The organism is Ferrovibrio sp., assembly GCF_017994015.1.
Taxonomy (GTDB): Bacteria; Pseudomonadota; Alphaproteobacteria; order Ferrovibrionales; family Ferrovibrionaceae; genus Ferrovibrio.
Map to the genome: position 1 here is coordinate 57806 of NZ_JAGOLP010000001.1, position 11782 is coordinate 69587.

The 11782-nt window shown below is 63.7% G+C and carries 12 protein-coding genes; 2 read left to right on the forward strand and 10 right to left on the reverse strand.

The genetic code is table 11. From position 1 onward, the window contains the following. Positions 1–34: 34 nt before the first annotated feature. Positions 35–460 (forward strand): hypothetical protein, encoded by a 426-nt coding sequence (locus tag KBB36_RS00270; RefSeq protein ID WP_290975327.1) that lies wholly within the window; start codon positions 35–37, stop codon positions 458–460. Positions 461–497: 37 nt separating this feature from the next. After that, positions 498–1094: a nitroreductase family protein gene (locus KBB36_RS00275; RefSeq protein ID WP_290975329.1), complete on the forward strand. Its 597-nt coding sequence runs from the start codon at positions 498–500 to the stop codon at positions 1092–1094. A gap of 64 nt (positions 1095–1158) precedes the next feature. On the opposite strand, the gene KBB36_RS00280 is transcribed toward KBB36_RS00275, so the two are convergent. From KBB36_RS00280 to rimP, 10 genes are all read right to left on the reverse strand, one after another. Beyond that, a complete protein-coding gene (locus tag KBB36_RS00280) occupies positions 1159–1560 on the reverse strand; it encodes a type II toxin-antitoxin system MqsA family antitoxin (RefSeq protein ID WP_290975331.1) in 402 nt (133 codons plus the stop codon). A 1-nt stretch (position 1561) separates the two neighbouring features. Further along, a complete protein-coding gene (locus KBB36_RS00285; protein ID WP_290975333.1) occupies positions 1562–1858 on the reverse strand; it encodes a type II toxin-antitoxin system MqsR family toxin in 297 nt (98 codons plus the stop codon). Between the two features lie 114 nt (positions 1859–1972). Continuing rightward, positions 1973–4111 carry a polyribonucleotide nucleotidyltransferase gene (pnp, locus tag KBB36_RS00290; protein WP_290975335.1) on the reverse strand — a complete coding sequence of 713 codons (2139 nt, stop codon included), beginning with the start codon at positions 4109–4111 and terminating at the stop codon, positions 1973–1975. A 259-nt stretch (positions 4112–4370) separates the two neighbouring features. After that, a complete protein-coding gene (gene rpsO, locus KBB36_RS00295) occupies positions 4371–4640 on the reverse strand; it encodes a 30S ribosomal protein S15 (protein ID WP_290975337.1) in 270 nt (89 codons plus the stop codon). An 18-nt stretch (positions 4641–4658) separates the two neighbouring features. Beyond that, a complete protein-coding gene (gene truB, locus KBB36_RS00300; protein WP_290975339.1) occupies positions 4659–5570 on the reverse strand; it encodes a tRNA pseudouridine(55) synthase TruB in 912 nt (303 codons plus the stop codon). A gap of 10 nt (positions 5571–5580) precedes the next feature. Beyond that, the gene (rbfA, locus tag KBB36_RS00305) at positions 5581–6045 is read right to left on the reverse strand and encodes a 30S ribosome-binding factor RbfA (protein WP_290975341.1); all 465 of its coding nucleotides are present in this window, start codon (positions 6043–6045) and stop codon (positions 5581–5583) included. Positions 6046–6079: 34 nt separating this feature from the next. Next, on the reverse strand, positions 6080–9061 hold the full coding sequence (gene infB / locus KBB36_RS00310) for a translation initiation factor IF-2 (RefSeq protein WP_290975343.1): 2982 nt from the start codon (positions 9059–9061) through the stop codon (positions 6080–6082). An 85-nt stretch (positions 9062–9146) separates the two neighbouring features. Next, on the reverse strand, positions 9147–9596 hold the full coding sequence (locus tag KBB36_RS00315; RefSeq protein ID WP_290975345.1) for a DUF448 domain-containing protein: 450 nt from the start codon (positions 9594–9596) through the stop codon (positions 9147–9149). Then, positions 9565–11091, reverse strand: coding sequence for a transcription termination factor NusA (nusA, locus tag KBB36_RS00320; RefSeq protein ID WP_290975347.1), 1527 nt, complete (start codon positions 11089–11091; stop codon positions 9565–9567). The genes KBB36_RS00315 and nusA overlap by 32 nt, the downstream gene beginning before the upstream one ends. Positions 11092–11121: 30 nt before the next feature. Beyond that, complete coding sequence (rimP, locus tag KBB36_RS00325; protein WP_290975349.1) at positions 11122–11697, reverse strand: ribosome maturation factor RimP; 576 nt, start codon at positions 11695–11697, stop codon at positions 11122–11124. Positions 11698–11782: the final 85 nt, after the last annotated feature.

Here is an 11782-nt window from a genome sequence, read left to right on the forward strand (position 1 = left end):
CGTCCCACGGCTGTTGTAAGGCCATGGGGGTGGCATGGAGACTGAACCGGACGTGCCGGCGGCGCTGACACGGCAAAAGTATGACGGCGCAATCAACATCCGCCGCGATGACGGCCTGCTGCATATCACCATCAGCGGCGACCTGGATTGCCGGGTTGTCTACGAAAGTATCCGCGACGGCCATGCCAGCGGCCTGATCGGCCTCAACATCCCCACCCTGGTGGATATGCGCAACTATACCGGCAGTATCGAATGGCGCGAGATCATGCGCATCGCCGCGCTGGCGCCCTGGGGCGCACCAGCCGGCGAGGCCGCCGGCCGGGTGGCCTATGTTTCGCAGGCGCGGCTTTTTGCCAGCATCGTCAAGGTGGTGGAAATCCTGTTCCAGCGCAGCCGGCATCGCCACTTCAACGAGCCGGACCCCGCCTTGCTCTGGCTGCGCGAAGCGCTATCTGCTTAAATCGCCGTTCTTTTTCCCAACTCCTTCGAGGCAGTAGATGACCGAAGCCAATGGCCGCAAGGCCGACCATCCGATTGATCCGATTTTCCTCAAGCGCTTCTCGCCCCGCGCCTTCACCGGCGAAGCCATCCCGCAGGGTGAATTGCTGACCATCTTCGAAGCCGCGCGCTGGGCGCCTTCGGCCTATAATTCGCAGCCCTGGCGCCTGTTTTATGGCTGCCGGGACACTGCGCAATGGCCGCTTTTCCTCGGCCTGCTCAACGAGCCGAACCAGCTCTGGGCCAAGAATGCCGCCGCCATCGTGGTGCTGGCTTCGAAGCCGAATTTCCTCCAGCCCGGCACCAATAACGAGATGATCTCGAAAACGCCGAGCTATGATACCGGCGCCGCCTGGGCCAATCTGGCGCTGCAATCCGCCATGCTGGGCTGGGTGGCGCATGGCATCATCGGTTTTGACACCGCCCGCGCTGCCACTGAATTGAAGCTGCCGGGAGATTGGCGCGTGGAAGCCGGCGTGGTGATCGGCCGCCTTGGCGACAAGTCGATCCTGCCGGAAGCCCTGGCCGCCCGCGAGGCGCCGAACAGCCGCCGCCCGCTCGCCGAGACCATCTTCGAAGGCGGCTATACCGGCTGATTACGCCGGCCGCTCCAGCTAGTCAAAACCCGCCAAGCCTTGCCTGGCGGGTTTTTTCTGGCCGTTACGCTGCGGTTATTTCCTTGAGCAAATCCGGGTGGCGATCAAGCAATTGCAGCAGCTTGACCAAAGCCAGCGGCGGCTTGGTCTTGCCGGTTTCATACCGCGAGAAGGCGTTCACACCGCCGCCAAAAAGCTCCGCCGCCCTGCGCTGATCGAGCGCCAGCTTTTTACGCACCCGGATAATAAACGCAGGGTCAACAATACTGGCATTCACCTGCTTGTTGAAGGCCAGCATTTCAGCCATCACCCGCTCGGATGTTGCCGCATCGAGAATGCTCTCGGCGCAGGCCGGGCAGAAATCTCCGGTGACGGCGGGAATCGTGGTGGTTTCACCTTTGTAGCTGTAGGGCAGGTCGCGGGTGTCATGCACCAGCGCCGCCGCGCCGCAGACCGGACATTGCATTTCACAGCTCCTTGAACGATACGATCAGCAGGTCGTCGACCAGCGTCAGTTTCAGATAGATATCTGCGGCAGCGCTGCGGGGACGATACACGTCCTGCCAGATGGTGTGGTCGGCATGCGTGGTCATCGACTTGTAGAAATCGTTCATTGTGAGCGCCGCAATGATTGCCAGCATGCCTTGAAAATCAAGGCCCAGCGCCACCGCCCCGCTGCGGGCGGCCTGCGTGGTTCGCACCCGTCCTGCCGCAACCCTCGCATGGATATCGGCAAGACGGTAATGCGGTTTCCGCTTTTCCATGTCCCAAAATAACCCAATTGGTTATATTTGGCAAATAGGTTAATAATGCCATGCCTGGATACAAAAAGGGCCGGGATCGCTCCCGGCCCTTCCTGATTCTGCAAAAGCAGAAAGTTATTCGCCGTCTACGTCGCCTTCGGCGCGCGGCTTGTTGGTCAGGTCTTCGCCAGTGGCCTGGTCAACCACCTTCATGGACAGGCGGACCTTGCCGCGCTCGTCGATGCCGAGCACCTTGACCCGCACTTCCTGGCCTTCCTGCACCACATCGCTGGGCTTGTTGACCCGGCGCGGCGCCATTTCCGAGACATGCACCAGGCCGTCGCGGGCACCGAAGAAGTTCACGAAGGCGCCGAAATCGACGATCTTCACGACCTTGCCCTTGTAGATCACGCCGACTTCCGGCTCGGAAGCGATCGACTTGATCCAGTTGATCGCGGCTTCCGAGGCGGTTTCGTCGGTGGAGGCCACCTTGATCGTGCCATCATCCTCGATGTCGATCTTGCAGCCGGTCTTCTCCACGATCTCGCGGATCACCTTGCCGCCGGAACCGATCACTTCGCGGATCTTGTCCTTCGGGATGGTGAAGGTGGTGATGCGCGGCGCGGTGGCCTTCACGCCGGTACGGTTCTCGGTGATGGCCTTGGCCATCTCGCCGAGGATATGCAGGCGGCCGCCCTTGGCCTGGTCGAGGGCGACCTTCATGATCTCCTCGGTGATGCCGGCGATCTTGATATCCATCTGCAACGAGGTGACGCCCTGATCGGTGCCGGCAACCTTGAAATCCATGTCGCCGAGATGATCTTCGTCGCCCAGGATGTCGGAAAGCACGGCAAAGCGCTCACCTTCCAGGATCAGGCCCATGGCGATGCCCGCCACCGGCGCCTTCATCGGCACGCCGGCATCCATCAGCGCCAGCGAGGTGCCGCAGACGGTGGCCATCGAGGAGGAGCCGTTCGACTCGGTGATTTCCGACACCACGCGGATGGTGTAGGGGAAATCCGCCTTGGCCGGCAGCAGCGGCCGCACGGCGCGCCAGGCCAGCTTGCCATGGCCGATTTCGCGGCGGCCCGGCGAACCCATGCGGCCGGCTTCACCCACCGAATAGGGAGGGAAGTTGTAATGCAGCATGAAGGCTTCGCGGTATTCACCATCCAGCGCATCGATGATCTGCTCGTCCGAGCCGGTGCCCAGCGTGGTGACCACCAGCGCCTGGGTTTCGCCGCGGGTAAATAATGCAGCGCCGTGAGCGCGGGGAAGAATCCCGATTTCGGCCACGATCGGGCGCACGGTCTTGGTATCGCGGCCATCAATACGCAGGCCGGTATCCAGGATGTTGAAACGCACCACCTTGGCTTCCAGGTCCTTGAAGGCGTCGCTCACATCCACCGGATTGGCTTCACCCTCGGCGAACAAAGCCTTGGCCTTCTTCTTCACCTCGCCAACCTTGGCGTAGCGCGCCTGCTTCACCTTCTCTTCATAGGCGACACGCAGCTCGGCTTCGATGCCCGATTCTTCCAGCTTCTTCAGCGCGGCTTCGTAACCGGTGCGCTCAGACAGCGCCATCGGTTCCTTGGCAGCGCGCTCGGCCAGGCCGATGATCGCCTCGATCACCGGCTGGAAATGCGTGTGACCAAACATCACGGCGTTGAGCATGATGTCTTCCGGCAGCTGCTGTGCTTCCGATTCCACCATCAGCACGGCCTTGCCGGTGCCGGCGACCACCAGGTCAAGCTGGCTGTCTGCCATCTGCTTGGTGGTGGGATTGAGCACATACTGACCATCGATATAGCCAACGCGGGCGGCGCCGACCGGGCCCATGAACGGAATGCCGGAAATGGTCAAAGCGGCCGAGGCGCCAACCAGGGCGACGATATCCGGATCGTTCTCCAGATCATGCGACAACACGGTGCAAACCACCTGGGTTTCATTGCGGAAACCATCGGCGAAAAGCGGGCGGATCGGGCGGTCGATGAGGCGGGAAACCAGGGTTTCCTTCTCGCTCGGGCGGCCTTCACGCTTGAAAAAGCCGCCCGGAATCTTGCCGGCGGCGAAGGTCTTTTCCTGGTAATTCACGGTGAGCGGGAAAAAATCCACGCCCGGCTTCGGCGATTTCGCTGCCACGGCGGTGCACAGCACGGTGGTTTCGCCATAAGTCACCAGCACGGCGCCATCGGCCTGACGGGCGATCTTGCCGGTTTCGATGGTGAGCTTGCGCCCACCCCACATCAGTTCAGTCTTGTGGATATTGAACATAGCAGTCTTCCTTGCCTGAAGGCCTGCCCACCCCCCTTGACGGCCTTGGGTGAGAGCCTTGGCGCGGCGGCGACCATCGCCCCGCGCTCGTTTGCCTCAGGCGGGGCCCATCCCCACCCTCGGCCGCCCCGAAAGCCTAAACGGAAAACGCCCGCTGCCGCCCAGATGCTTTACCTGGGTGGAAACGGGCGTCGTCGAAAGGTTCCGAGGCTGGGCCGCCGGAGCGCGCAGTAGCGATAGCGGCGGCGGCCATTCCTGATTACTTGCGCAGACCCAGACGCTGGATCAGGCTGTCGTAGCGCGGGGCTTCGACACGCTTGAGATAGTCCAGCAGGCTGCGGCGCTTGGAAACCATCATCAGCAGGCCGCGACGGGAATGCACATCCTTGCCGTGGCTCTTGAAGTGGCTGGAAAGATTGTTGATACGCTCGGTGAGCAAGGCCACCTGGATTTCCGGCGAACCGGTATCGCCCGGCTTGGTGGCATATTCGGCAACCAGCGCCTTCTTGCGTTCTGCGGTAATGGTCATGACTTCAACTCCTCGACATCATTGGTTGAACAGACGCACGGGCCGCACCTCATCGGCAACGCGCTGGCCGATACCGACGGCTTTGCCATCGGCCTTGACCAGCAGCTCACCTTCTGGGGGAAGCGGTAAGCCCGTGCAGATCACCCGTATGCTCTGGCCGTGCCTGAGGCGTTCGGCTTGAGGGCCGGTCACGACCAGGGCCGGGATGTCGTCCAGCGCGGTCTCGATCGGCAACAGGTATTCTGACGCGGCGTCCTTTTGGCATAGTTCGCCGAGTGAATCCAGTGAAAAAGCCGTTTCGGCGCTGAATCGGCCAACCCGCGTGCGGCGAAGCATCACCACATGGCCGAAACAACCCAGGGCTTCGCCCAGATCACGCGCCAAGGCCCGGATATAGGTTCCCTTGCCGCAGGCCACCTCAAACAGCGCCTGATCCGGCGCCGGCATGTCGAGCAGCTCAAACCGATCAATGCGCACCGGGCGCGGCGCCAGATCAACTACTTCACCCTGGCGCGCCAGGGCATAGGCGCGGCGGCCATCCACCTTCAAGGCTGAAAAGGCCGGCGGGCGCTGCAAAATCTCGCCGCTGAATTGCGGCAGCAGGGCACGGATCGCGGCTTCGGTCGGGCGGTTTTCGGATTGCGCCACCACCTCGCCCTCGGCATCGTCGGTGCTGGTGGCAGCGCCCCATTGCGCCATGAAACGATAAACCTTGGCGGCGCCCATGGCATAGGCCACCGTCTTGGTGGCTTCGCCCAGCGCAATCGGCAACACGCCACTGGCCAGCGGATCAAGCGTGCCGCCATGGCCGGCCTTGGCCGCGCCGGTCAGCCGGCGCACCGCGCCAACCGCCTGGGTTGAGGTCATGCCGAGCGGCTTGTCGAGAATAACCCAACCGCTGATCGGCAGGCCTTTGCGCTGCCGGCTCACAGAAAATATCTCACTGGGCTTCGTCTTCGCCGGCCGGCTTTTCGATATCGGCACGCACCTCGGGGCGATGCAGCACCTGCTCGATCCGCTGTGCGGTATCGAAGCTGTGGTCGAGCTTGAACGACAGGCTGGGAGCATGGCGCAGGTTTAGCGGCTGCGCCACCAGGGTGCGGATATAGGCCTGGGCGCGATTTAGCCCGGCCACCACCTTGGCCGATTCCGGGCCGGCACCGGCCAGCGGGATCACAAAGGCGGTGGCATTCTTGAGGTCGGGACTGACCCGCACCTCGGTGACGGTGACAATCATGCCATCCAGATCGGGATCGCGGAAATGCGCCTGGCGCAGCACATCCGAGAGGACATGGCGGATTTCCTCGCCCACCCGCAGCTGGCGCTGGCTGCGGCCACCGGGCAGCGTATCCTGCTGGCCCCGGCCCTGTTGGCCGGCGCCATGGCCTTTTGCGCGTCGCGTCATGCTTCGCTCCTGCTACCGAACGATAGCACCAGCCCTAGAGCTGGCGCGCCACCGTTTCAAGCTCGAAACACTCGATCATGTCGCCCTGCTTGATGTCGTCGTAATTCTCGAACGACATGCCGCAATCCATACCCTGCTTGACCTCACGGACATCGTCCTTGAAGCGCTTGAGCGTGGAAAGCTGGCCCTCATGCACCACCACATTGTCGCGCAGCAGGCGCACCTTGGCGCCACGCTTGACCATGCCTTCGGTGATCATGCAGCCCGCCACCTTGCCAACCTTGGTGATGTTGAACACTTCGCGGATCTGCGCGTAACCGAGGAAGTTCTCGCGCACTGTCGGCGCCAGCATGCCCGAAAGCAGTGCCTTCAGATCGTCCAGCACGTTGTAGATGATCGAGTAGTAGCGGATATCGACGCCATCGCGCTCGGCCATGTCGCGCGCCTGCTTGGAAGCGCGCACATTGAAGCCGATGATGATGCCGCCCGAGGCACCGGCCAGGGCGATGTCGCTTTCGCTGATGGCGCCCACGGCACCATGCAGCACACGCACCGCCACCTCTTCGGTAGCCAGTTTCTGCGCTGAACCCAGGATCGCTTCCAGCGAGCCCTGCACGTCGGCCTTGATCACCACCGGCAGTTCCTTGGCTTCGCCGGCCTTGATCTTGGAGAACATCTGTTCAAGCGTGCCGCGCGCACCCTGCACGGCGCGGGCATCACGCTGCTTGCGCTGGCGGAATTCGGCCACTTCGCGGGCGCGGGCTTCGTTCTCCACCACCATGAACTCGTCGCCGGCTTCCGGCGTGCCTTGCAGGCCGAGCACTTCCACCGGCACGGACGGGCCGGCTTCAACCACATTCTTGCCCTTGTCGTCGATCAGGGCGCGAACACGGCCATAGGCATTGCCGGCCACGAATACATCGCCGACATGCAGCGTGCCACGCTGCACCAGCACAGTGGCAACCGAACCACGGCCCCGCTCCAGCTTGGCTTCGATCACCACGCCATCGGCGCGACGATCCGGATTGGCCTTGAGATCAAGGATTTCGGCTTGCAGCAGGATCAGCTCTTCAAGCTGATCCAGGTTGGTCTTGGCCTTGGCCGAGACTTCCACCGACTGCACTTCGCCGCCAAGCTGTTCAACCACGATGCCATGTTGCAGCAATTCGCGGCGCACCTTGTCCGGATTGGCCTGCGGCTTGTCGCATTTGTTGATCGCCACCACCACCGGCACTTCGGCGGCCTTGGCATGATGGATCGCTTCCACGGTCTGCGGCATCACGCTGTCATCGGCCGCCACCACCAGCACCACGATATCGGTGGCCTTGGCGCCGCGCGCACGCATCTGCGTGAAGGCTTCATGGCCTGGCGTATCCAGGAAGGTGATCGCCTTGCCGGATTTGAGATGCACCTGATAGGCGCCGATATGCTGGGTGATGCCACCGGCTTCACCGCCGGCCACATCGGTCTGGCGCAGCGCATCCAGCAGCGAGGTCTTGCCGTGATCGACATGGCCCATGATGGTGACCACCGGCGGACGCGGCAGCAGCACCGCATCCTCATCCTTCTCGGCCACCAGGCCGATTTCGATATCGGATTCGGCGACACGCTGGATGCGATGGCCAAATTCGGTGACCAGCAATTCGGCGGTATCGGCGTCGATCACCTGATTCATCGTTGCCATCACGCCCATCTTCATCAGGGCCTTGATCACATCGACGGCACGTTCGGCCATACGGTTGGCCAGTTCCTGCACGGTGATGGTTTCCGGCACCACCACATCGCGCAACACCTTCTGCGGCGCATCCTGCATCTGCTGCATCATGCGCTTTTCGCGCTCGACGCGGCGGCGGAAGGACGCAACCGAGCGCACGCGCTCGTTGTCGTCCAGCGCAGCGGTGATGGTCAGCTTGCCACGGCGGCGGTCATCGCCCGTACGCGCCTTGCTTGGCGCCGGACGCGCCGGTGCAGCCTTGGCGCCAGCACCCACCTTGCGGCGCGCACTGCCCTCTTCTTCTTCTTCGGCATGCGGCGCACGGCCACCCGGCAGCGGCGCTGCGGCGGCAGGGGCGGCGGCGGCATTATCCTTGCTGGCGGCTTCCTTGGCCGGGCTGGTCTTGGCCTGATCGGCAACCAGACGGCGGGCGGCTTCGGCTTCAGCCTTCTTGCGGGCTTCTTCCTCGGCCTTCTTGCGCGCATCTTCCTCGGCAGCGCGGCGCGAGGCAGCCTCGCGTTCGGCAACGGCGCGGGAGAGATGGTCCTGGCGCTTGCGCGCCTCTTCCTCAACCGCGCGGCGCATTTCGGCCACACGGCGCAGATCGTCAATATTGCGGGCGCGCTGCTGCTTCTCTTCTTCGCTCAGCGATTTCAGCACCATGCCGGTGGGGCGCGGCGCCACGGGCGCGCCACGCTGCGGGCCAGCGCGGCCGGAACGCGGATTCTCGCCGGTTGCCGGCGCCGACATGCGCGGGCCGCTGGTTGGCACGGTGCCGGTGGCCGGGGCAGACATGCGCGGCCCGGCAGACATGCGCGGGCCGGTGCTGGGCGCCGGCGCAGCGGCGGCGGCTGGCGCGGGCGTGGCTGCCAGCGCGACTGGCGCAGCAGCCACCGGCGCAGCAGCCGGCATCGCGGCTTCAACCGGTGCCGATTCGGCAGCAACTTCGACCTGCTCAACCTCACCGTCATGCTCGGCGGCCTTGGCAGCTTCATGGGCGGCGATGGTGGCCGCCAGCGACGGCCGGGTCTGCACCAGCGGGCCGGAGCCGACCGGGCGGTTGCCCTGCTGAGGGGCAGCGGCAGCAGGCGCGGAGGCGGCTGCGGCGGGCGCAGCTTCGGCAGGCTTGGCAGCCCCTGGCGGGGTGATGGTGCGCTTCTTGCGCACCTCCACCGTCACCGCCTTGGTCCGGCCATGGCTGAAGCTTTGGCGCACCTGTCCGGTCTCGACCGTCTTCTTCAACTCAAGACGCCTCGACCGACCCGCCAGCTTGTCCTTATCCTGCTCGTTAATATCGCTCATACCTGTTCCGCTTCCGCCGCCGACGACACCTGCCGCCAGCCTTCCGAGTTGGCGCAACGACCGCCATGGCCGCTACGCTTACGCATCACAATTCACTACCCGCCCCGCTCAACTGGGGCTCCCCGCGCAACCTGGCGAGGCACTCCAAATCCCGCGCCAGGCGCCGGCGCAGCGGCGTATCCGCCGCCAGGCCCGGCCCGGCCCGCTCAACCCGCTGCGCCAACAGGGCGCAATGGGCCTGAAACACCGCCAGTGTGCGCGCCGGCAGATCAGCCGGCACCCGCACTGCACGCCGCGCGGCGCGCGCAAACAATTTGCGCTCCGCCGCCGAACCAGCCACCAGCCGGGTCAGCAAACCCGCATCCGGCGCCAGCCATAAACCCCGGCCACCCAACTTGCGGCCCGGATCCGGCATCACCTCGCCCGTCGCATCGATCACAAAGCGGATCAGATGCGTGGGCGCCCTACGCTCGCCGCTGCCAAGGCAGCGGCGCGCCCTGTCCTTACGCCCCTTCGGCGCCGGCTTCATCGGCATACCAATGCTGCCGCGCCGCCATGATGATGGCATTGGCATCGTCATTCGACAGCACGCCGTCACCAACAATCTCCTGCAACTCGTCGCCGGCCAGATCGGCCAGGTCGTCGAGCGTCTTGACGCCCTTCTCGCCGAGCGCAGCCAGCATCGGCGGCGTCAGCCCCTCGATGGCAGCGATCTCGTCGGTAACGCCAAGCGCCTTGCGCTTGTCTTCAAATTCCTCGTTGCGCCTCTCGATATATTCAAGCGCGCGATCGTGCAGTTCCTGCGCCAGATCGCCATCAAAGCCTTCGATTTCCATCAATTCTTCAACCGGCAGATAGGCCAGTTCCTCAACCTTGGCGAAGCCTTCAGTGACCAGCAGCTGGGCAATCACCTCGTCCACATCCAGCGCATCGATGAAGAGCTGGCTGCGCTCGCGGAATTCCTTCTGGCGGCGCTCGCTCTCTTCTTCCTCGGTCAGGATGTCGATGTCGTAGCCGGTGAGCTGCGACGCCAGCCGCACATTCTGGCCGCGACGGCCGATGGCCAGCGAAAGCTGATCGGTCGGCACCACCACTTCAACCCGGTTGGTTTCTTCATCCAGCACCACCTTGGCCACTTCGGCCGGGGCCAGCGCATTGACGATGAAGGTGGCCGGATCGGGCGACCATTTGATGATGTCGATCTTTTCGCCCTGCAATTCGTTCACCACCGCCTGCACGCGGCTGCCGCGCATGCCGACGCAGGCGCCGACCGGATCGATGGAATTGTCATTCGACAACACGGCGATCTTGGCGCGGCTGCCCGGATCGCGCGCCACGGCGCGGATTTCGATGATGCCGTCATAAACTTCCGGCACTTCCTGGGCAAACAGCTTGGCCATGAATTGCGGATGCGAGCGCGACAGGAAAATCTGCGGGCCGCGCGGTTCGCGGCGCACATCGTAGATATAGGCGCGCGCCCGATCGCCCTGGCGGAAGGTCTCGCGCGGCAGCAATTCGTCGCGGCGCACAATCGCCTCGGCGCGGCCGAGATCGATGGTGACATTGCCATATTCAACACGCTTGACCAGGCCGTTGACGATCTCGCCGATGCGATCCTTGTATTCGTCATACTGCCGCTCGCGCTCGGCTTCGCGCACCTTCTGCACGATGACCTGCTTGGCGGTCTGTGCCTGGATGCGGCCAAAATCAATCGGCGGCAGCGGTTCGGCGATCACATCGCCAACCTGGGCATCGGGATTGCGGCGCTGCGCTTCCACCAGGCCGATCTCGATGGCGTCATTCTCCACCTTCTCGACCACCTGCAAATGGCGCTCCAGGCGGATTTCGCCGCTCTTGCGGTCGATATCGGCATGGATGTCATTCTCCAGGCCGTAGCGTGCCCGCGCGGCTTTCTGGATGGCATCTTCCATCGCCATCAGCACCACATCGCGGTCGATGGTTTTTTCACGAGCGACCGCATCGGCCACTTGCAGCAATTCGATGCGGTTATAACTGGTCACGGGTTCCATGGTCGGGTCCTCGAACGCGTCCTAGATCGTTTACGCAATGGCGGTTTCAGTGCCGGCACCGGCACCGGTTTCCGCCAGGGCAGCCTTCAGGCTGGCCCCATGGCGGAGCAATTCATCAGTCAGCACCAGCTTGGCACTGGCGATATCGGCATGTGGCAGCACCCAGCGCTGAACCTGCCCGTCCTTGCCGGCTTCCTCATCTTCCAGCATCACGCCGGCAGCGCCTTCCAGGCCGAGCAAGCGGCCACGGAAACGCTTGCGGCCCTGATGCGGCGCGCCCAGCTCGATACGGGCAACGAAGCCCTTGAAACGCTCAAAATCCACCGGCTTGACCAGCGGGCGATCCAGCCCGGGCGAGGAGACTTCCAGGTTGTAGGCTTCCTTGATCGGGTCTTCGACATCCAGAATAGCCGACACGGCGCGGCTGATCTCGGTGCAATCCTCGATGGTGAAGCCGCCATCATGCGCTGCCCCGCCGCTGTCGCGTTCAGCCATGATCTGCAACACCGGACGCTGACCGCCTTGCAGTCGCACACGCACCAGCAAATAGCCCATTGCGCTGAGCGTGGGCTCGATAAGCTGCTCGATCTTGGCAACCGCGGTCATGCCTCGGGGCTACACTCCATGTAAAGGTCGGATACGGCCTGTCCCCCGGAAACGGAACCGAAGTTCCGAAACGAAAAATGGGCCG

Bases quoted from the DNA above. Each gene is read 5' to 3' on its own strand.
- KBB36_RS00270 (WP_290975327.1), top strand. From the start codon at position 35: ATGGAGACTGAACCGGACGTGCCGGCGGCGCTGACACGGCAAAAGTAT.
- KBB36_RS00275 (WP_290975329.1), top strand. From the start codon at position 498: ATGACCGAAGCCAATGGCCGCAAGGCCGACCATCCGATTGATCCGATT.
- KBB36_RS00280 (WP_290975331.1), bottom strand. From the start codon at position 1,560: ATGCAATGTCCGGTCTGCGGCGCGGCGGCGCTGGTGCATGACACCCGC.
- KBB36_RS00285 (WP_290975333.1), bottom strand. From the start codon at position 1,858: ATGGAAAAGCGGAAACCGCATTACCGTCTTGCCGATATCCATGCGAGG.
- pnp (WP_290975335.1), bottom strand. From the start codon at position 4,111: ATGTTCAATATCCACAAGACTGAACTGATGTGGGGTGGGCGCAAGCTC.
- rpsO (WP_290975337.1), bottom strand. From the start codon at position 4,640: ATGACCATTACCGCAGAACGCAAGAAGGCGCTGGTTGCCGAATATGCC.
- rbfA (WP_290975341.1), bottom strand. From the start codon at position 6,045: ATGACGCGACGCGCAAAAGGCCATGGCGCCGGCCAACAGGGCCGGGGC.
- infB (WP_290975343.1), bottom strand. From the start codon at position 9,061: ATGAGCGATATTAACGAGCAGGATAAGGACAAGCTGGCGGGTCGGTCG.
- KBB36_RS00315 (WP_290975345.1), bottom strand. From the start codon at position 9,596: ATGCCGATGAAGCCGGCGCCGAAGGGGCGTAAGGACAGGGCGCGCCGC.
- nusA (WP_290975347.1), bottom strand. From the start codon at position 11,091: ATGGAACCCGTGACCAGTTATAACCGCATCGAATTGCTGCAAGTGGCC.
- rimP (WP_290975349.1), bottom strand. From the start codon at position 11,697: ATGACCGCGGTTGCCAAGATCGAGCAGCTTATCGAGCCCACGCTCAGC.